Here is a 20457-nt window from a genome sequence, read left to right as displayed (position 1 = left end):
CATCATAGGCCCAGAGGCAAGACGTCTCAAGAAGCTTATACAATCTTAGAGTAGCGCTGAGTAGGCTGATCAGCTAGGCGAGCATCAAAGGCCATCGCCAAATGGCGAATCAGTAGCCGTCCAGTGGGGGTGGCGCTAATAACTTGCTGATGGCGAGTGATTAAGCCGTCTTGCTCAGCTGTCTTCAATTGCTCAATTGCGGTGGAGAAATAGTCATTAGCATCGATGTGCCAACGCTTTCCAACTGCCGCTAGATCAATGTGCATGTCGCACATTAGCCGTTCAATCACGTCTCTTCGTATTAGGTCGTCCTTATTTAACCTTAATCCTTTGACGGTTGCCAGCTTACCTTGATCTAAGGCTGCTTCATATTGGTCAAGCTGAGTCGGGTTTTGTGCGTAAACGTCGTCAACCCGTGATATAGCGGATACGCCTAAGCCAACTAAATCGCACTGTGCATGGCTAGAGTAGCCCTGGAAATTGCGTTGTAAGGTGCCGTTGCGCTGTGCAATCGCTAGGCTATCGTCAGGTCGTGCAAAGTGATCCATGCCAATATGCACATAGCCTGCGTTAGTCAGCATTTCTATGGTGGTATGCAAAATAGCCAGCTTTTCATCAGCGCTGGGGAGGTCCGTTTCGTTAATGCGTCGTTGTGGCGCAAAGCGGGTGGGCATGTGCGCATAATTAAATACGGACAGCCGTGCAGGGTTGAGTTCGATGACTTGACTTAGCGTCTCAGCAAAGCTTTTTTCGGTTTGAAATGGCAGCCCATAAATTAAATCAAGATTGAGTGAGCGAAAACCAAGACGGTGTGCTTCTTCCATCAACGTTTCGGTGAGTACCCGGGGTTGTACTCGGTTGATGGCTTTTTGTACCTGCGGATTTAAATCCTGCACGCCAAGGCTTAGTCGATTAAAGCCGAGAGACTGTAGATGGCGCAACGTAAATACATCTGCTTCACGAGGATCTATTTCAATAGCGTAATCGCGATCGGCTGAGCTAGATAAACCAAAACGGGCATCTAGGCGGTCAATTAGGTCCCCCATCTGTGCCAAGGTTAGAAATGTGGGCGTACCACCACCCCAGTGTAACTGTTGCACCGGGCGTGAAATGTCTAAATGGCGGGCAGTGAGCACCATTTCTCGATCTAGCCGAGAAAGGTAAGGTTCTGCAAGGGCGGTATTCTTCGTTGCGATTTTATTGCAAGCGCAGTAGAAGCAAATTCTTCGACAAAAGGGTACATGTACATACAGTGATAGCGGGCGGTGGCTCTCGTTACTGCGCGCTAGCGCCTGAGTAAAGTCATCGGCACTAAACTGCTCATGAAACGCTAGAGCTGTCGGGTAGGACGTGTAACGTGGGCCACTTTTGTCATAGCGACGCAGCAGCGTTTCATTCCAGGCATTAGCCCCAGACACATCAGTGTTGGTAGGTGAGAAGGCAGCAGTGGCATGAACGGGCATGGCGAGCGCTCCGAAGTGAGAAGTAAACAAAAGGAGTGACTGAGCGCCGTCGCTCAGTGTTCTCTCGGCATGCTACGTCGGTGTCACTTGGAATGCGTTGAGCTATATCAAACTATAGGAGGGTCTGACTAATGCGCTGTTAGAGGAATAAGCGTCCATAGCTGCCAAAGGGCGAAACTTATAATCGACAGTGCGGCGACGCTGCGAGTGGCAGGGTGGCGAATTAAATGGCTTAACTGCTGTGCTGCAAGTCCTGTTGCCAGCAGAGCAGGGAGTGTACCCAGGCCAAAAGCCCCCATTAGAAGCGCGCCATCGAGTGGGTCTGCAATCGCTAAGCTCCAGGCTAGCATGGAGTAAACCAGCCCACAGGGTAGCCAGCCCCACAGTGTCCCTAGGGCGAAGGCTTGAGGAAGTCGCACGACAGGCATCAGGCGTCTTCCCACTGGCTCAATATATCGCCAAAGGTGCCTTCCCACCGCTTCTACTTTCAGCAGTCCTTTCCACCAGTTGGCGATATAGAGCGCCATTAAGATGAGCATCAATGCGGCGAAAGCCTGCAATGCAACACGTGCAGACGGAGAAAGTGAGATAAGTGTGCCAAGTGCAGCAACAATGGCACCCGCCACCATATAGCTGAGAATGCGTCCGGCGTTATAGCTAATCAGCAGCCCACCCATGCGGGCAGGGTGTCGCATGCTAGGCGGTACGGCAAAGGTCAGCGCGCTCATAATGCCGCCACACATGCCGATACAGTGGGCGCCGCCCATTAAGCCAAATACAAACGCGGCTAGCAGGGGCGGTAAATCAAGTCCCGTCGGATTCATGCGGGCGGCTCTTGGTTATCTTGAGAAGAAGAGCCGCTTTTTTTACGTGCGGCACGCTGCTCGGGAGTCAGGTCATTCTCATCATCGTCGAATAGAATGCGGTGGGCTGGGCCTTCCAAATCGTCAAACTGGTCGTGTTTCACGGCCCAGAAAAACGCCCACACCGCGAGGCCCAGAAGAGTGAGTGAAAGGGGTATCAGTAAGTATAAAATCGTCATGCCGTCACCGGTGTTGATAGGGCAATCTGAGGGGCGGGCGGCGTACGCCAGCGAGTGAGACGCAGCGCGTTACCTACCACAATCAGGGAACTTAGCGACATGCCAATCGCAGCGAGCCAGGGGGGGATTAACCCCATTGCTGCTAAAGGCAGTGCCGAAAAGTTGTAGCAAACCGACCACATCATATTTTGGCGCATAATTCGGCGTGTGGCGCAGGAAATATCAATCGCCTCAAAAATACGCATTAGGCGTGGACTGAGCAATATCGCGTCGGCGCGGGTACGGGCGAGGTCTGTGGCGCCATTCATAGCAATGGCAACGTCAGCGCCAGCTAATACCGGCACATCATTGATACCGTCACCGATCATCACGACACGCTCACCGCTGGCTTGTAACTCACGTAGTCGTGCCAGCTTGCCCTCAGGCGATTTGCCAGCGTGCCACGTGGTAATATTGAGCTGTTCTGCCAAGCTCTCTACCGCTTCTTGCGTGTCACCAGAAAGTAGTTCTACTTCCAATCCGCGGGCTTGAAGTGCGGCAACGGTTTGAGCCGCATCTTCACGAATGCCATCGTGTAGCTTGAACCAGGCACGTGGTGCGCTGTTTTCACTGAGTAAAAGCCACTGGCCGGTGCCTGGTGGAGGCAGCGCGGTTGTCGTCGCAAAATCAGGTTTGCCTAATCGCCATGTTGCGCCGTTTAAAGTGCCTTCTAGCCCGCTTCCAGTCACACTTTTGATGTTGCGTGCCTGCAGAGTGGCATCTCTAAATGGGCGAAAAGCTCTGGCAATGGGGTGTTCAGAGTGTGCCTCTAGCGCCGCCGCGATGGCTTGGGCATGCTCTTCACTGAGCGTCGTATCGCTGTGGGCGAGATGCTGTTGGTCAATAGGATGCGTTTGGGTCAGCTGCATTTCGCCGCGGGTCAGCGTACCGGTCTTATCAAAGATCACGCGGGTGACGTTGGAGAGTGATTCGATCGCGTCAGCACGTGTAATTAGTACGCCTCGCTGGCGCAATTGGCCATGCCCTGCTGTCAGCGCAGTGGGGGTGGCCAGCGCCAGTGCACAAGGGCAAGTGACTACTAATACCGAGAGTAGTACCCATAGCACGCGAGATGGATCAATAAACCACCATGCTACGGTGACACACGCGGTAACGATCAGCAGTCGTAATACAAACAGGTGCGCCATACGCGCCGCCATCTGGGCAAGTCGTGGGCGACTTGCAAAGGCGCGATCGGTTAAATCGACAATACCGGCCACTCTGGCGCTATTGCCAGCATGGGTTACCTTTATGGTGAGCGGGTTTTCCATGTTTTGGCTGCCACCCACCACGCTTTCGCCTACCCGTCGAGTCACTGGCAAATACTCACCGGTCAGCATCGACTCATCAAGGCTGGATTCGCCGTCTTCGATAATGCCGTCAGCGGGAACGCCATGACCGGGCTTGATGAGCACGCGGTCGCCTTCTTTAAGTTCACTGGCAGGCAGAATGCGTTCACTGCCATCAGCTTCAAGGCGAATAGCGGACACCGGCAAAACGCCGCTCAGCGCATTGCCACTGTGGCCGCTGCGCCGCCTGGCCCTACCTTCTACATAGCGGCCAAATAGCAAGAAGAAGGTAAACATGGCGACCGAGTCGAAATAAACATCGCCAACGTTAAACAGCACTGCATAACTGCTCGCCAAATAGGCGCCGCCAATGGCTAGCGAGACCGGCACATCCATGCCAAGAACGCCGGTTTTCAGATCACGCAATGCGTTACGGAAAAAAGGCTGCGCTGAGAAAAATACCACGGGCGTGGCTAGGGCAAACGATAGCCAGTGAAACAGAGCGTAAAAGTCTTCGCTAAGCTCACCTGGCCCCGATACATAAATGGGAATGGAGAACATCATGACCTGCATCATCCCGACAGCCGCGACAATCAGGCGGCGCACATTCATGCGTTCTTCATGTTGTAAGCGCGTTTGGGCTTGATCAGGTTCATAGGGCTGCGCATCGTAGCCAATGGCCGCTAGTTCAGCGAACAGCTGTGAGAGGTTGATGACGGCGGGGTCCCAGCTCACACGTAGGCGATGATGGGTAAGGTTGACCGCGCTAGAAGTAACGCCATCAAGTGCATTCAAACGGTGTTCAATGAGCCAGGCGCAGGCTGCACAGGTGATGCCGTCTATTGCTAGTGTGGCTCGTACTTGTCCTTCGTCACCCTCTGGGTGAACAAACTGCGCTTGCAGCCCTGGGTCATCAAATACCGACCAGGTTTCTGCTTTGGCAGCTTGGCGCTCGTCAGGGCGCTCTGGCATTTCTGTGCGATAGCGATAATAGCTCTCCAACCCGCCATCAACGATGGCGTGGGCGACGGCCTCGCAACCTGGGCAGCATAGTGGTTTGGATGTGTCGTCAATGTTAATTCGCCACGGTGCCCCTTCGGGCACCGGGTTGCCGCAGTGGTAGCAGCTAAGGGCGGTCGTGGTCATTCGTTCTCCGAGCGCCCGCCAGGTAGTAGTGCAATCGTGTTTTCGTCAGGAAAGCGTGCTTCTCCGATAAGGCGCCATTCTGATTCATCGCCTTGCTCTGGCTGTAGCTGTAGATACCAGCGATAGCGCAGATTGTCAGGTCCTTGAGTGATGTAGCGGCCTTCGCGCACATGCTCTAGTACAAACGACTGGTCACGATCGTCTTCGGTGGGAAAGATAAGATCTAGATAGAGCTTATCTGGGCGAGCATCACCCGCAAGATCAACAACAATATCGCTGGTAAGCGGATCAATGCGTAACTCGGCACTTAAATTTAAAGCGCGCGCTTGCTCTTGCTTGGCGAATACCATGTTAATTGCTTTGCCGTGCTCGTAGTAATCTTCTTGTACCACCATACCGTCGTAGCTTTTGATCGACATAACCGCAAAGGTCGTGCTGACAATAATGGAGGAGAACAGCAAGCCTAACAAAAACCATGGCCAGAACTGTTTGTACCAAGGTGTAATCGTAGGGTCTGACATAACGCATTTATCTCCTGGCGTTACCTAAGAAGCGGGCTTCACGCTCCTGACGGATTTGCTCATCTTGTTGTGCTTGTAGCACAAAAGTAATGGGGTGGCTGGGCTGGCTTAGATCTTGAGGGTTTGCAAGTACGGTGACTACCTGAATGCGAGACTCGCCGGCTGGCACGCTAATCGACGCGCTATCTAGCGTTAAACTGGGTAGGCCTAACACACTGATTTGGTAAGTGTGTGGCTGGTTATCAAGGTTACGCACTGTAAGGCTGTAAACATTGCTGATTTGCCCTTCTCGGGTCATTTGATACAGCTGTGTGCGCTCACGCTCGGCGTCGAAACTAAGTGGTATGCGGTCGTTAACCGCCCAGGCAAACGCAACGACCATAATAATCAGCGCGGCAAAGTAGCCCAGCAGTCGAGGCCGTAAGATGTGGCTTTTCTTGCCTTCTAGCGCATTTTCCGTTGTGTAGCGAATAAGCCCTTTGGGGTAGCCCATTTTGTCCATGACGCTGTCACAGGCATCAATGCAGGCTGCACAGGTAATGCACTCGTACTGGAGCCCATCACGAATATCAATACCTGTTGGGCAAACCTGAACGCATAGCTCGCAGTCTATACAGTCGCCAAAGCCGGCTTCTCTCGCCTGAGTATGGCTAAGCGACTTCTTCCGCCGACCTCTTGGCTCGCCGCGTGCTTCGTCGTACGACACGATCAGCGTGTCGCGATCAAACATGACTGATTGGAAGCGCGCGTAGGGGCACATGTAAATACACACCTGCTCACGCAGCCAGCCTGCATTTAAATAGGTAAATACTAAAAAGAAGCCAACCCAAAAATAGGACCAGCCATGGGCTTCTAGCGTAGGCAGTTCCGTTACTAGCGTGCGGATGGGGGTGAAGTAACCCACAAAAGTAATGCCAGTAGCCAAAGAAATCAGTAACCAAGCGGAATGTTTAGCTCCTTTCCGCCACGCTTTGTCAGCATTCATTGGCTGCTTGTCGAGCTTAATACGGTGGTTTCTAGATCCCTCTATGCGGTGCTCAAGCCAAATAAATAAGAATGTCCAGACGCTTTGTGGGCAGGTATAGCCACACCAAACGCGTCCAGCAAAAACAGTAATAAAAAATAGTCCAAAGGCACAGATAATAAGCAGCCACGAAAGTAATACGAACTCTTGGGGATAAAATGTGGCAGCAAAAATATGAAACTCTCGGCCTGGAAGGTCAAACCAGATGGCAGGGCGGTCGCCCCAGTTCAGCCATGGAAGCAGAAAAAAGCCCAGCATAAGCGCCCAGTTGGCGCTGCGCCTTACTTTCTGGAAGAGCCCTTTAATTTCGCGCACATAAATATGTCGGCGCTTAGCATACATGCTCTGAGTTGTACTTTCCCCAGGGGTATGGTGCCCAACGGGCGGCGGCGTAATATCTTGGCTAGGTATTTTTTCCATGGCGATGATCGCAGCTCACTAAGGCGGGAATGGGCGGCAGCATGGATATCGTGGCGTTAAACCTGCGACGCTAGATAACACAACTGTATGCCGTGTCGCTAAATAATAGTGTAACGGATAGAAAGGGTATCTGGACGGACGGTGGATGAAGAAAGGGTGCGGTATGAAACCGCACCCTCGTGATACTACCTACAAGCGGTTGCTACTAACTAAGCGATTAGTCGTTGAAGCGTAGGCTGTAGACATAAGCGGCTACTAGATGAACACGCTCTTCACCGATATAAGCCGCTTGTGCTGGCATGTGGCCGTTACGACCATTGCGCAGTGTTTGGCGGACAGAATCAGCAACGCTTTGTCCCGGTGCCAAATAGAGCCATACATCATCAGTAAGGTTAGGTGCGCCAAGCGCGGTATTTCCCGTTCCACTGGGTGTATGACATGCCGCGCACGCTGCTAGGAAAGTGCTTTCGCCACTGGCTGCGCGGTCTGCATCATGCTCTTCGCCAGACATTGAGAGAACGTACTGAGTGAGGTTCTCAATGTTGTTCTCGCCAAGCTGCTGCCAGGCAGGCATTAATCCATTACGGCCATTATTCAACGTCGTCATGATGTTTTCCGGCTCACCGCCATACAGCCAGTCGTCATCGGTGAGGTTCGGGAAGCCGTAACCACCTTGGGCGTTAGAACCGTGACATACCGCACAGTTGTTCAGGAAAACACGCTCTGCTACCCGCATTGCTTCAGCGTCTTTTGCCAATTCAGGAATAGGTATTTCCTGATACTGAGCAAAAATCGGTGTGAAGCGCTCTTCGGCATTAGCAACCTCTTCTTCCCACTGGCCTTCTTGGGACCAGCCCAAAATGCCCGCATAGTTACCTAGGCCTGGGTAAAGTACTAAGTAGCCCAAGGCAAAAATAACGGTGAGGATAAACAGCTTGAACCACCACTGGGGTAGTGCGTTGTCGTACTCTTCGATCCCATCAGCCGCGTGGCCAGTGGTTTCGATATTGCCATCAGCATCGGGTGTTTTATCGGTACGACGGTTGGATAATAAGATCCAAACGCTCAGAGCGATAGTGCCCAGTGTGACGACAATGATCCAGGCGCTCCAGAAGCTGGATAGGGAGTCACCCCATAAATTATTCATGTATTTTTATCTCCCCTGTCGTGGCGGGAATCCACTTCGTGCTCAGACGAAGCATGCTTGTCACGGGTCGGTTGCTTATCATCGTCATCGGCGAAAGGCAGGTTAGCTGCTTCGTCGAAGTCTGGTTTGCGTCGCTTGGAATAAGCCCATAAACAGATGCCAATAAAAGCGACAATCAATATCAGCGTGATAAGGCCGCGGAAAGTTCCCGTATCCATAACTTAACGAGTGCCCTCAAGCACGGTGCCTAATTGCTGCAAGTAGGCCACCAGTGCAGTAATTTCCTGGGTGCCGCGAACGTCTTCTGTCGCAGTGGCGATATCTTCATCGGTATATGGCACGCCTAGCTGACGCAGCGTGCGCATTTTTGCCGGTGTCGATTCGCCATCCAAGGTGTTTTCAAACAGCCAAGGATATTCAGGCATGACTGACTCGGGTACCACATCTCGTGGGTTATAGAGGTGGGCGCGGTGCCAATCATCACTATAACGTCCACCTACGCGAGCAAGATCCGGCCCAGTGCGCTTAGAACCCCAAAGGAAGTTGTGTTCGTAAACCTGTTCGCCTGCCACGTTATAGTGGCCATAGCGTTCGGTTTCTGCCCTGAAGGGGCGAACCATCTGGGAGTGGCAGCCTACGCAGCCCTCGCGGCGGTATATGTCGCGCCCTTCCAGTTCCAGTGCGGTGAGAGGCTTGAGGCCCTCAACTGGCTCAGTTGTTTGCTTTTGAAAGAACAGCGGTACGACTTCGGCCAGGCCGCCAAAGCTGATCGCAACCAGGATCAACACGGCGAGCAGGCCAACGTTCTTTTCAACAATCTCGTGTTTCATTGGTCTCAACTTCCCCGTTTTAAGCGGCTTGTGGCGCTGAATGGCTAATCGTTTCGCGACGTTTTACGGTCATGTAAACGTTGAATGCCATAATTAGCATGCCTGTTACCCAGAAGAGGCCGCCAATCATACGCACAAAGTAGCCGGGGCCACTGGCTTCGACAGACTCTACAAAGGTGTACATCAGCGTGCCGTCAGCATTAATCGCGCGCCACATTAGGCCTTGCATGATGCCGTTGACCCACATGGCGGCGATATACAACACAGTACCAATGGTGGCTAACCAGAAATGCACCGCAATTAGATTGACGGAGTACATCTCGGTACGCCCAAAGACCCGCGGAATCAGGTGGTACATAGAGCCAATGGTAATCATCGCTACCCAACCTAGCGCACCAGCATGCACGTGACCAATGGTCCAATCGGTGTAATGCGACAGCGCGTTGACGGTCTTGATGGCCATCATTGGCCCTTCAAACGTCGACATGCCGTAGAACGACAGCGCTACCACCAGGAAGCGAAGTGTTGGATCGGTGCGCAGTTTATGCCAAGCGCCAGACAGGGTCATCATGCCGTTAATCATACCGCCCCAGGAAGGCGCAAGCAGGATGATAGACATAATCATACCCAGCGACTGTGCCCAGTTAGGCAGCGCTGTGTAGTGAAGGTGGTGGGGGCCTGCCCACATATAAATCATAATCAACGCCCAGAAATGGACGATGGAGAGGCGGTAGGAATAGACCGGGCGTTCGGCCTGTTTTGGCACGAAGTAGTACATCATGCCCAGGAAGCCTGCCGTCAGGAAGAAGCCGACCGCATTGTGGCCATACCACCACTGCACCATCGCATCTACCGCACCCGCATAAATCGAGGTGGAGTACATGGGGGTGACCGGAATGGCCGCATTATTAACGATGTGCAGCACCGCGACGGTCAAAATAAACGCTGCAAAGAACCAGTTCGCCACGTAAATATGGGAAGTGGTGCGCTTTTTAATCGTCATTAAGAAAACGATAGCGTAGCTAATCCAAACGACCGCAATCAAAATATTGATAGGCCATTCAAGCTCTGCATACTCTTTTGTAGTGGTATAGCCTAGCGGCAATGACACGACAGCCGAGAGAATAACCGCTTGCCATCCCCAGAAGGTGAACGCTGCGAGCTTGTCAGAGAACAGGCGAGTCTGACAGGTACGCTGTACGACATAGTAAGACGTCGCAAATAGCGCTGAGCCACCGAAGGCGAAGATAACAGCGTTAGTGTGTAACGGACGTAAGCGCCCGAAGCTTGTCCAAGGTAAGCCGAGGTTCAGTTGCGGCCAAACTAGCTGGGAGGCAAGGATAACGCCAAGCGTCATACCTACAATGCCCCACACAACGGTCATGATCGCGAACTGCCGAACTACCTTGTAGTTGTAGGTCGGGTGTTCCAGTGCTGTGCTCATTTCATGTTCCCATCGAACGCGGTTAGGGGGTAACCCGTAGCATTTTGCATTAGCATTTTGCCCGGGTGCGGCCACCCGCTTGATGATGCAGGTCAAGATCCGATAGAGATTCTATCGCAGCCGCGCCCTAAGCTGAACACGCCAATAGAAGTAACACTGAATTATTAGGAGTTAATCGTGTCTTATTACGCGGGTTTTGGTTTCGTCGATATACACCCAGCAGCTTTAAACGACGCGTTAGCTAATCCCAGCGTACAGCGGTTTATAGTGACTGGGCACGGCCCGCTTTCAGTTTTGGGGTCGCCTAAGGTAGGCCGAATACTACTTGCTCATGGCGCAGGGGCGGGTCATTGCTCTGTGTTTATGCGGCAATTTGCCGCGACGTTAGCAGCGCAAGGCATGCAGGTATTGGCAATTGATTTTCCCTACATGCAGCAGATTAACGAGCAGGGTAAACGCCGTCCGCCACCCCCTATCAAGCAAACGGTGGCTAATTTTGCCTCATGGTACTCGCTACTGACGTCTTTAAGCGATCAGCCCTTGTGGGTGGGCGGTAAGTCGATGGGTGGGCGTGTTGCCACTTTATTTGCCAGTGAAATGCTTGCCAATAATGAAGTGCATGGTCCTGGCGTTATTGTCGCGGGCTATCCTTTCCATCCACCTAAAAAACTAGACAAAACCCGTTTGGAACATTTTCCCGCTATTCGTTGCCCCGTGCAGATTCTTCAGGGGGAGCGAGATCCCTTTGGCAATGTAGATGAGGTTTCAGGCTATAACCTTCCTAATAATATTAACGTTGCTTGGCTTGCTGATGGCGATCATGATTTTAAACCTAGACGTGTTTCTGGATTAAATCAGCAAGTTTTGATTGACGAAGCGGCCATACTTGCGGCATCCTTCGTCCGCGCTCACCAAGCAAGGTACGTGTGACGAGTGGCAATACGCTGGTTTGAATCGAAAATTTGAACGCGCCGTGTTGACATATCACCAAGTTCCTGTAGAATGCAGCGCCACGTGACCAGCGGGTGGTTAGCTCAGTTGGGAGAGCACCAGCCTTACAAGCTGGGGGTCACTGGTTCGAACCCAGTACCACCCACCATTTATTTGGTCGGTTGGAAACGTGAAGCAGTAGCAATTGATGCATTAAGTGGACCGGTAGTTCAGTTGGTTAGAATGCCGGCCTGTCACGCCGGAGGTCGCGAGTTCGAGTCTCGTCCGGTCCGCCATCATCAATTATTACCGTATAAAAGTTATCGCTATTCGGACCGGTAGTTCAGTTGGTTAGAATGCCGGCCTGTCACGCCGGAGGTCGCGAGTTCGAGTCTCGTCCGGTCCGCCACGATAACTTATCAAGTTGCACCATTTGAAGCATTATTGCTTTAAATGCCCTGGGTGGTTAGCTCAGTTGGGAGAGCACCAGCCTTACAAGCTGGGGGTCACTGGTTCGAACCCAGTACCACCCACCATTTAGCTGAATGTTTTTAAGCGCCTCTGAACCGCTTTTAAATAGCTAGTTTCATGGTTAGAAATAAGTGACTTAAAGTGGACCGGTAGTTCAGTCGGTTAGAATGCCGGCCTGTCACGCCGGAGGTCGCGAGTTCGAGTCTCGTCCGGTCCGCCATTTAAGCACTCATCGACTAAACGTTTTAGTCGAACGAATTCCAAAAAGCCCAGATCATTGATCTGGGCTTTTTATTGCGTGTCATTTAGTACCTTGAGTCCATTCTCTAGCGCCATAACGTGCAGCCATGCAGCTGCACGGTAATATCAGGCGATAGCGCTTACCCCGGCTTTGGCGATCTGTACGTCCTGGTCAGGCTTCACGCCTGAGATGCCGACAGCACCCACGACGTTGCCATCGACGATGATAGGAACGCCGCCTGACAGCAAACCTTGCAGTGGCGCAGAGACAAATGCCGTGCGCCCACCGTTAATCATTTCTTCAAATACTTGGGTCTCTTTACGGCCTAGTGCTGCACTGCGCGCTTTATGTGTTGCTACATCGGCACTGAAGGGTGCAGCACCGTCTAAGCGGCGCAGAGCGAGTAGATGCCCGCCATCATCCGTTATGGCAATGGTGACCGGCCAGCCGTTGTTATCGGCTTCTTTTTGAGCAGCATCTAGTACCTGAATGACATCGGCTTGGCCGAGAACAGCTTTGCTTTGCATCAAACTTTCCTTTTGATCAAGGGGAGTAAAGTGCCGCGCTATTGTTTGCTTGTAAAAGCTTGTTAGCGCGGCAAAGTGAATTAGTGTTTATACCAGGGCAGCATCCACCACTTCCACCCAGTGCCGTACCGGGGTGCGATTGGCACTAGCAAGATGGGTTTGGCAGCCAATATTGGCAGTGATGATAACCTCTGGGTTGCTAGCTTCCAGCGCATTGAGCTTGTTATCGCGCAGCTGTGTGGCAAGCGCTGGCTGGGTAACCGAGTAGGTGCCAGCTGAGCCACAGCATAGATGCGCATCTTGTACCGGCGTTAGCGAAAACCCCAGCTTGCTGAGCACGCCTTCAACCGCACCATTGAGCTTCTGGGCGTGCTGCAGTGTGCAAGGGCAGTGAAACGCGAGACGTTGGTGCTCTTTCAGCTTGAGCTTCTCTACTGGCTCATCGCGCAGTATTTCGACAATATCTTTCGCCAGTGCGCTGACTTTTTGCGCTTTCTGGGCATAGGCTGGGTCGTCTTTGAGCATGTCGCCATACTCTTTGACAAAAGCGCCGCAGCCGCTGGCCGTTTGAACAATGGCCTCAGCCCCTTGTTCGATCTGTGGCCACCAAGCATCGATATTGGCACGCATGCGAGTGCGACCATCGTCCTGGGCATTCAGGTGGAAATCAATGGCTCCACAGCAGCCTGCTTCGCTGATGGGCGTCACGCTAATCCCAAGACGGTCTAGCAGTCGAGCGGTCGCTGCATTGGTGTTTGGCGATAGGCCTGGTTGAACGCACCCTTCTAATATTAGCACCTTGCGAGAATGGCGTTGGCTATCCGGACGTTGGCCTGCGTCGACTGGCGTCGGTGGCATCTTACTGCGTAGCTTGCCAGGCACCAGGGGTTTGAAGGTTTGCCCTAAGGACAGAAGTGCTTTGAAGCGCTTAGGGTCTACCAGCATCTTACGCAGCGCATAGCGTTGGGCGCGTTCGGCCATGGGGCGAGGAACCCGGCGGTCAATTTCTGCACGACCGATATCCAAAAGTTTGTGATATTCCACGCCTGAAGGGCAGGTGGTTTCACAATTGCGACAGGTCAAACAGCGGTCTAGATGCAGGCGTGTCTCTTCGGTGACCTGATCATTATCATCGCGGCTTTCCAGCAGCTCTTTCATTAAATAGATGCGCCCGCGTGGTCCGTCCCGCTCGTCGCCTAGCAGTTGATAGGTGGGACAGGTAGCATTACAAAAGCCGCAGTGTACGCAGGTGCGCAGAATGCGCTCGGCCTCCTGAATATGCGGTTTTTGGCGATCAGCATCGGTAAAGTGCGTCTGCATGTCTACTCTCCTGATTAAAACGCCGCATAAAGACGGCCTGAGTTGAAAATGCCATAGGCATCCAACTCGGCCTTCAGGTTGCGATGATACTTTTCGACCACGGGGTTGAGCGGGGTGAACGGTGACTCTGCTCCGCCTTGGGCATAGGGGGTAAAGCAAGTGGCATGACCACCTGCCTGCTGGCAAACCGTGCGCAACGTATCAGCCGCCGCGCTGGTTTTTATCCACCGCTGGCTGCCACCCCAGTCATAGAAGATATCGCTTTGGGGGATATCCAAGGCTAGCGGCGGCGTATTGGGGGGTAATGATAAGCGCCACAGTGCTTGCCCTTCATTCAGACTGAAAAAAGGATGCTGATGGTCGCGCAGTTGCTGCCAGAAATCGCTGGAAAGTGATTCGCCGCCCAAGCGTTCCTTGGTCGCATTAACGGAACTTACACCGCCTTCTAAGCGAATAAATAGCTCGCCTGCGTGCCATCCGGCTGCGGTAATGGGCAGCGGCTGTCGTCCTAGTTCGGCGAGCTTACCCAAGGCATCTTCAAGGCTCATGCTCAGGCGTAGGCTGTGAGTGGCAGTAGGAATAGGCAGAACTTTAAACGAGATATCAGCTAGCACGCCTAGCGTCCCTTGAGCACCTGCCATTAAGCGTGAGAGGTCGTATCCGGCGACGTTTTTCATGACTTCACCGCCAAAACGCAACAACTTTCCTTCTTGGGTGATCACGCGTGTGCCCAAGACAAAATCCCTCGCTGCGCCAGCCCATGGGCGGCGTGGACCGGACATGCCGGTGGCAACGGCACCGCCAATGGTGCTGGCATCGCTGAACGCGGGTGGTTCAAAGGCCAGCATTTGATTTTCTTCGGCTAGAGCTGCGTTGAGTGCGCTTAACCGCGTACCGGCACGAACAGTAATCACAAGCTCTACCGGGTCATAGGAGACAATGCCGCTATGGGGCGACATATTTAAGGCGTTGCCTTCTACCGGTCGGCCGTAAAAAGCGCGGGTATCGCCACCTACTATGCGCAGTGGCGTGCGGTTGGCATAGGCGCTGCGCACCTGTTCGCACAGGTCGTCAGCGATATCTTGATCGGCAGCATGTATCGCTAGTTCAGTCATGGTGATTCCTAATCATTATGCTTCCTAGTGGTTAGTCGACTAGGAGTCGCATCAGAAGCGTGGTAGTTCCGGATGCGGTAGTTCGTTGTTGTGCACATGCATCGCGCCAAACTCAGCACAGCGCGCCAGGGTAGGAATATTTTTCCCTGGGTTGAGTAAGCGCTGTGGGTCAAAAGCGGCTTTCAAGGCATGGAATACCGTTAGTTCATCGGGTTGAAACTGACTGCACATCTGATTGATTTTTTCGCGGCCGACACCGTGTTCGCCAGTGATAGAGCCGCCCGCCGCGACGCATAGCTCCAGAATTTTTCCGCCGACGTCCTCTGCAAGAGCCAGCTCTCCCTCTTTATTGGCATCAAATAGAATCAGCGGGTGCATATTGCCGTCACCGGCATGGAAGACGTTGGCAATCGCCAAGCCACTCTCTTCCGACAGGGCGGCAATACCTTTGAGGACGCGAGGGAGTTCGCGGCGAGGGATGGTGCCATCCATACAGTAGTAGTCAGGCGACATGCGCCCCACCGCGGGGAAGGCATTTTTTCGCCCTGCCCAGAATTTGGCCCGCTCAGCCTCATCGCGAGCCTGTTGAATGTCGGTCGCCCCCGCTTTTTCTAAGACTCGGCGAACGGTTTGGCAATCGTCGTCCACATCGGCTTCAACGCCATCTAGCTCACACAGAAGAATGGCTTCTGCTTCAACGGGGTAACCTGCCTTGATGAAATCTTCAGCAGCCTTGATTGCCAGCTTATCCATCATTTCTAACCCGCCAGGAATGATCCCAGCGGCAATAATATCGCCAACAGCACGGCCCGCTTTCTCTACGTCGTCAAAGCTGGCCATGAGTACCTTGGCGGTTTCAGGTTTGGGCAGCAGCTTTACGGTGATTTCAGTGACCACACCCAACATGCCTTCAGAGCCATTCATCAGCGCGAGGAGGTCAAAGCCAGGTGCATCCAGGGCTTCGGATCCCAGCGTCATACGCTCGCCTTCAATCGTCATGACATCAACACGCATCACGTTATGAACGGTGAGACCATACTTGAGGCAGTGCACGCCACCCGCATTTTCCGCCACGTTGCCACCAATCGAGCAAGCAATCTGTGACGATGGGTCGGGTGCATAATAAAGCCCGTAAGGGGCAGCAGCTTCAGAAATAGCTAAGTTGCGCACGCCTGGCTGTACACGTGCAATGCGAGCATCTGGGTCAACATTAATAATCGTGTTGAAGCGCGACATCACTAGCAGGACGCCTCGTTCAAGCGGTAAAGCACCGCCTGAAAGCCCCGTGCCTGCACCACGAGTAACGACCGGAACACCCAGGGCATGGCAGCGTTTTAGAAGGCCTTCTACCTGTTCCAGAGTCTCGGGTAATGCAACCAGCATCGGCATGATGCGATAAGCGGCAAGGCCGTCGCACTCAAAGGGATGTAAGTCCTCTTCACGGTGCAGCAGCGTCAAAGACGGCACTGCGTTTTGCAGATCATCTAAAACATCTGCTTTATCGCGGTGAATGAATTCGCCGTCGAGGCGTTCATCGAAAAGAATGTTCATGTTAGCTCCTGTGGGTGAGGAGAGCAGAAAATTATCTAATCACTTTATGGAAAATCTTTCCATAAATAACTAATTCGGTGCTGGAAAACTTTTGCATACAGTGAAAATTCTAATAACGTGTTAATGATTTACTGTTTCTGCTGAGGTTGCCAGGTAGTGGTCCCTCGTGAAGAGGCTGCTGGGTTGCCCTTAGGCTACCCAGCAGGAATGACTCACTCTTGATTAACGTTTTCCCGTCACATCAGTGGATCGGTAATGCCAATCACATAGAAAGCAATAAGCGCAATGATCCCAGTAAAGATCAGATAGTAGATCGTGGGAATAATTGTTTTACGAATCGTTGTACCTTCGCGACCCAGTAGGCCAACCGTCGCTGATGCGGCGACAACATTGTGAATCGCAATCATGTTACCCGCTGCGGCACCAACGGCTTGCAGCGCGACCATCATCGCCGTAGACAACCCAAGTGTTTCGGCAACGCTAAACTGGAATTCCGCTAGCATCAGATTAGAAACGGTATTGGAACCGGCAATAAAGGCACCCATAGCCCCAACCGCAGGTGCAAAGAAGGGATAAATGCCCCCCACGCTGTTAGCTACCGCCTGGGCCATCATGACGGGCATTGACACAAGGTCAGCACCATTCACGCCAGAGTTAATCAGGATGCGTACCATGGGAACGGTGAAGATCAAGACAAAGCCAGCACCGAAGATGGTTTTAGTGGATTCAGACACGGCAGCGCTAATTTTCTGCGGGTTCATGCGGTGCAAGAAGTAGGTGACGATGACCACCGCGATAATAATGCCGCCTGGCAAATACAGCGGCTGTACACCGCCGCTGACACCGGCTTCGCCTAGAATGTTGTTCCAGCTCAGGTTAACGGAGGTCAAGGCAGCTTTCAGCGGTTCAACGGTGCGTGAAGCAACCAAGAATACCGCGAGTAGGACGTAAGGAATCCAGCCCTTGAAGGTCGACATTGGCGCTTTACCAACAACGTCATCCAATTTGATCTGCAGGTTGCCGATCCATTCATCTGGCCAAGACGTTGATTCAGGAAAGTCCCATGTGTCTTTCGGTAGCAAGAAGCCTTTGCGAGCAGCGGGTACTACAATCGCTAAGCCCACCATAGCACCAATCATTGATGGGAATTCTGGGCCTAAGAAAACGCCGACCAGCATGTAAGGTACGACGAACGAAATACCAGTAAAGATTGCAAAGGGTGCAATGGATAGGCCTTCTTTCCAGGAGCGATTCGCACCGAAGAAGCGCACCATGATCAATACCAAAATCAGAGGCATCAATATGCCTACGATGCCGTGCGTGATGGCCACAGAGCTAGTAATTTGCTGGAAAAAAACGTCCCATGTAGAGCCGCTAGCTTCCAACTGGGCTGTGATGCCAGCGCGATCAAGCCCGCTACCGACACCCACTACAACTGGGGTGCCAACGGCGCCAAAAGAGACCGGAGTGGACTGAATCATCATGCCGACAACAACGGCTGCCAGTGCAGGGAAGCCAAGCGCTACCATGAGCGGTGCAGCGACTGCTGCGGGCGTACCAAAGCCAGAAGCCCCTTCAATGAAGCAGCCGAATAACCAAGCAACAATTAGCGCCTGAACGCGACGGTCAGGGCTAATGCCTGAAAAACCGTTACGAATCGCAGTGATGCCGCCAGAATGCTTAAGCGTATTTAGCAGCAAGATGGCGCCAAAAATTATCCATAAAAGGCCTGCTGTTTGAATCAGCCCTTGAATGGTAGACGCGGCAACGCGGCTAAACGACATATCCCAAGCGGTCAGACCAATGACGGCTGCGGTCAGGAAAACAATCGGCATCGCTATTTTTGCGGGTATTTTAAAACCAATGAGCAAAATACCGGCAAGCAGCAGCGGCAGAAATGCCAGAAGTGCAAGTGTAGTTTCATTCATTTTAGGAATGGCCCCTTGTTATTGATTTGGTGTGCTCGGCAGATGCCAGCGGTCGTGGCAATGCTGGTTGGATCAGTGCGAAAGATACGGTTAGGTAGAAAAAATGGCTATATTGGATAATTGGTCTTACCAATTAAGGGCGATTGTATGTATAGGCTTTGAACCACTCTTTTAAATTTAACGAATTGTTTTTATTTGCTTTTCAATTTCCACAATGCAGTAGGGCTACCTGCAACCCATTAGACTAATAGACAGTACAGTTTCCATCTAAGAGGGCAGTACAGGGCAAGTGAATGGAGAAAAAGTCGCTTGCTTACTTAGCTGATATGAAGACCTTTGGGGTAGGTTCAGAACAAGTAAAACCCGTTACTTGCGTCCTTGGTGGCTTGAGCCCATTGTTGTCAGCGTGTGTTTGGTTTTAACCACGTTTCTAATTACAAGGAGGCCGTCACAGTGGCAATAACTCTTTATGACTTATGCGGGCGCGATGAGCGCTTACGCTTTTCTCCCTATTGCTGGCGCGTTCGTATGGCACTGGCACACAAAGGGTTGGAATATACGACTGTTCCTTGGCGTTTTCTTGATAAAGAGGCACTTGCCTTTGCCGACTACGACAAAGTGCCGGTGTTAACCGATGGTGACACGGTTGTCACTGATAGCTTCGAAATCATGCGCTACTTAGATAAGGCCTATCCTGCCAATCCAGTATTGGGAGAAGGAGTGAGCTATCAGCGAGTCCACTTTTTTAAGCTCTATATTGAGCGTAGCGTGACTCCGGCACTTTTTCGAACGGTCGCGCTGGATTTATTAGCGGCCATACATCCTGACGACCGTGCCTATTTCAGAGAGACCCGCGAAGCCCGTTTTGGTATGCGTTTAGAGGACGTCAATAATCCAGAGCAGGGGCGAGCACAGCTGAAAAAAATGTTGGCTCCTGTGCGTGATCAGCTTCGCAGTAGCCCATTTTTAGATGGCGAAGCACCCAGTGGAGCAGATTACCTCCTATTTGGCAGCATGATGTGGGCATATACAGTGTCACTTGAGCCATTAGTTGACGCTAATGATCCGGTTGATGAGTGGTTTAAGCGTATGCTGGAGGTGCACGAAGCGGTCGCGGGTAAGGCCATTACTATTCGTGATCTATAATGTGTCAGGCGGCAATAATGCCGCCTGTATCCATCGTATGTACGAGGAAAGCCACACAAACGGCTTATGTCGTATGTGTGAGAGGAGATGGCAATGATTGATCTGTATTACTGGACAACTTCCAATGGCCACAAAATCTCCATCATGCTTGAAGAAGCAAAACTTCTTTACCGAGTAAAACCTATCAACATAGGGCTTGGCGAGCAGTTTGACCCTGAATTCTTAACCATTGCGCCGAATAATCGTATTCCCGCTATTGTTGACCATGCACCTCAAGACGGTGGTCAGCCCCTGGCACTGTTTGAGTCAGGGGCTATTTTGGAATACCTAGCTGATAAGTGCGGACAATTTCTGCCCGCTGAAGGGCGAGAGCGTTATGTTGTGCTGCAATGGCTTCATTGGCAAGTGGGCGGGTTGGGGCCGATGGCGGGTCAAAACCACCATTTTTGCCACTATGCACCGCAGAAAATCGAATATGCTATCGGGCGTTACGTTCGCGAGACGTATCGCTTGTACAGCGTGCTAGATCAACGACTATCTCAGCAGCATTATGTGGGTGGTGATCGTTACTCCATTGCTGATATGGCGATTTATCCATGGATTGTGCCATGGGAAAAGCAGTGCCAAACGTTAGAGGAGTTTCCTGACCTAGAGCGTTGGTTTGATGAAGTAGCACAGCGCCCAGCTGTTCGAAAAGCTTATTCTTTGATCGAAGACGTCAATCCACAGGCGGGGGGAGAAATAGATGAGCAGGCACGTAAATACTTGTTTGGCAATCGCTAAGTTGTCACTGATTGGTTGATGAGGTTGCCGCCTTCAGTCGCTAGCAGCAATGTTATTAAAAAATAATGTTGCGCTGCACA

At 52.2% G+C, this 20457-nt stretch carries 18 protein-coding genes and 5 tRNA genes; 8 read left to right on the top strand and 15 right to left on the bottom strand.

The window, feature by feature from the left end; genetic code table 11:
- Nucleotides 1-35 precede the first annotated feature (35 nt).
- The 10 genes from hemN to ccoN form a co-directional block, all read right to left on the bottom strand.
- Complete coding sequence (hemN, locus tag K7H08_RS08285; RefSeq protein ID WP_231657670.1) at nt 36-1463, bottom strand: oxygen-independent coproporphyrinogen III oxidase; 1428 nt, start codon at nt 1461-1463, stop codon at nt 36-38.
- 128 nt (nt 1464-1591) lie between these two features.
- On the bottom strand, nt 1592-2287 hold the full coding sequence (locus tag K7H08_RS08280; protein ID WP_198350217.1) for a sulfite exporter TauE/SafE family protein: 696 nt from the start codon (nt 2285-2287) through the stop codon (nt 1592-1594).
- Nucleotides 2284-2505 (bottom strand): cbb3-type cytochrome oxidase assembly protein CcoS, encoded by a 222-nt coding sequence (gene ccoS / locus K7H08_RS08275; RefSeq protein ID WP_095604068.1) that lies wholly within the window; start codon nt 2503-2505, stop codon nt 2284-2286. Before ccoS ends, K7H08_RS08280 begins: the two co-directional genes overlap by 4 nt.
- Entirely contained in the window at nt 2502-4979 is a 2478-nt protein-coding gene (locus tag K7H08_RS08270; RefSeq protein ID WP_231657669.1) for a heavy metal translocating P-type ATPase, read from the bottom strand. Before K7H08_RS08270 ends, ccoS begins: the two co-directional genes overlap by 4 nt.
- Nucleotides 4976-5500: a FixH family protein gene (locus tag K7H08_RS08265; protein WP_038477946.1), complete on the bottom strand. Its 525-nt coding sequence runs from the start codon at nt 5498-5500 to the stop codon at nt 4976-4978. The genes K7H08_RS08270 and K7H08_RS08265 overlap by 4 nt, the downstream gene beginning before the upstream one ends.
- A gap of 7 nt (nt 5501-5507) precedes the next feature.
- Complete coding sequence (gene ccoG / locus K7H08_RS08260) at nt 5508-6944, bottom strand: cytochrome c oxidase accessory protein CcoG (RefSeq protein ID WP_038477943.1); 1437 nt, start codon at nt 6942-6944, stop codon at nt 5508-5510.
- 217 nt (nt 6945-7161) lie between these two features.
- A complete protein-coding gene (ccoP, locus tag K7H08_RS08255) occupies nt 7162-8091 on the bottom strand; it encodes a cytochrome-c oxidase, cbb3-type subunit III (RefSeq protein WP_198350215.1) in 930 nt (309 codons plus the stop codon).
- Nucleotides 8088-8309 (bottom strand): CcoQ/FixQ family Cbb3-type cytochrome c oxidase assembly chaperone, encoded by a 222-nt coding sequence (locus K7H08_RS08250; protein ID WP_038477937.1) that lies wholly within the window; start codon nt 8307-8309, stop codon nt 8088-8090. The genes ccoP and K7H08_RS08250 overlap by 4 nt, the downstream gene beginning before the upstream one ends.
- 3 nt (nt 8310-8312) lie before the next feature.
- Nucleotides 8313-8921, bottom strand: coding sequence for a cytochrome-c oxidase, cbb3-type subunit II (gene ccoO, locus K7H08_RS08245; protein WP_038477934.1), 609 nt, complete (start codon nt 8919-8921; stop codon nt 8313-8315).
- A gap of 19 nt (nt 8922-8940) precedes the next feature.
- Nucleotides 8941-10365, bottom strand: coding sequence for a cytochrome-c oxidase, cbb3-type subunit I (gene ccoN / locus K7H08_RS08240; RefSeq protein WP_038477931.1), 1425 nt, complete (start codon nt 10363-10365; stop codon nt 8941-8943).
- Nucleotides 10366-10542: 177 nt separating this feature from the next.
- On the opposite strand from ccoN, the gene K7H08_RS08235 reads away from it, so the two are divergent.
- From K7H08_RS08235 to K7H08_RS08210, 6 genes are all read left to right on the top strand, one after another.
- Complete coding sequence (locus K7H08_RS08235) at nt 10543-11295, top strand: alpha/beta fold hydrolase (RefSeq protein WP_231657668.1); 753 nt, start codon at nt 10543-10545, stop codon at nt 11293-11295.
- 93 nt (nt 11296-11388) lie between these two features.
- A tRNA-Val gene (locus K7H08_RS08230) sits at nt 11389-11464 on the top strand.
- 50 nt (nt 11465-11514) lie between these two features.
- Nucleotides 11515-11591: transfer RNA gene (locus K7H08_RS08225), tRNA-Asp, on the top strand.
- 36 nt (nt 11592-11627) lie between these two features.
- Nucleotides 11628-11704: transfer RNA gene (locus tag K7H08_RS08220), tRNA-Asp, on the top strand.
- A gap of 51 nt (nt 11705-11755) precedes the next feature.
- Nucleotides 11756-11831 (top strand) — tRNA-Val (locus K7H08_RS08215).
- A 78-nt stretch (nt 11832-11909) separates the two neighbouring features.
- A tRNA-Asp gene (locus tag K7H08_RS08210) sits at nt 11910-11986 on the top strand.
- 146 nt (nt 11987-12132) lie between these two features.
- Here K7H08_RS08210 and K7H08_RS08205 read toward each other — a convergent pair.
- The 5 genes from K7H08_RS08205 to K7H08_RS08185 form a co-directional block, all read right to left on the bottom strand.
- Nucleotides 12133-12534: a GlcG/HbpS family heme-binding protein gene (locus tag K7H08_RS08205; protein ID WP_038477925.1), complete on the bottom strand. Its 402-nt coding sequence runs from the start codon at nt 12532-12534 to the stop codon at nt 12133-12135.
- Nucleotides 12535-12621: 87 nt separating this feature from the next.
- On the bottom strand, nt 12622-13854 hold the full coding sequence (glcF, locus tag K7H08_RS08200) for a glycolate oxidase subunit GlcF (RefSeq protein ID WP_231657667.1): 1233 nt from the start codon (nt 13852-13854) through the stop codon (nt 12622-12624).
- A 14-nt stretch (nt 13855-13868) separates the two neighbouring features.
- Nucleotides 13869-14969 carry a glycolate oxidase subunit GlcE gene (gene glcE, locus K7H08_RS08195; protein WP_231657666.1) on the bottom strand — a complete coding sequence of 367 codons (1101 nt, stop codon included), beginning with the start codon at nt 14967-14969 and terminating at the stop codon, nt 13869-13871.
- Between the two features lie 51 nt (nt 14970-15020).
- On the bottom strand, nt 15021-16520 hold the full coding sequence (gene glcD / locus K7H08_RS08190) for a glycolate oxidase subunit GlcD (protein WP_198348908.1): 1500 nt from the start codon (nt 16518-16520) through the stop codon (nt 15021-15023).
- 236 nt (nt 16521-16756) lie between these two features.
- Nucleotides 16757-18448, bottom strand: a complete 1692-nt coding sequence (locus K7H08_RS08185; RefSeq protein ID WP_095604057.1) for an L-lactate permease — start codon at nt 18446-18448, stop codon at nt 16757-16759.
- 453 nt (nt 18449-18901) lie between these two features.
- Here K7H08_RS08185 and K7H08_RS08180 point away from each other — a divergent pair, with 453 nt between their 5' ends.
- Together K7H08_RS08180 and K7H08_RS08175 are read left to right on the top strand one after the other, a co-directional pair.
- Nucleotides 18902-19594, top strand: a complete 693-nt coding sequence (locus K7H08_RS08180; protein ID WP_120386398.1) for a glutathione S-transferase family protein — start codon at nt 18902-18904, stop codon at nt 19592-19594.
- A gap of 93 nt (nt 19595-19687) precedes the next feature.
- Nucleotides 19688-20377, top strand: coding sequence for a glutathione binding-like protein (locus tag K7H08_RS08175; protein ID WP_231657665.1), 690 nt, complete (start codon nt 19688-19690; stop codon nt 20375-20377).
- Nucleotides 20378-20457: the final 80 nt, after the last annotated feature.

This window comes from Halomonas sp. IOP_6 (genome assembly GCF_021151565.1).
GTDB lineage: Bacteria > Pseudomonadota > Gammaproteobacteria > Pseudomonadales > Halomonadaceae > Vreelandella > Vreelandella alkaliphila.
Note: the sequence above shows the minus strand (reverse complement) of the source record. Positions and strands in the feature narration are given on the sequence as shown.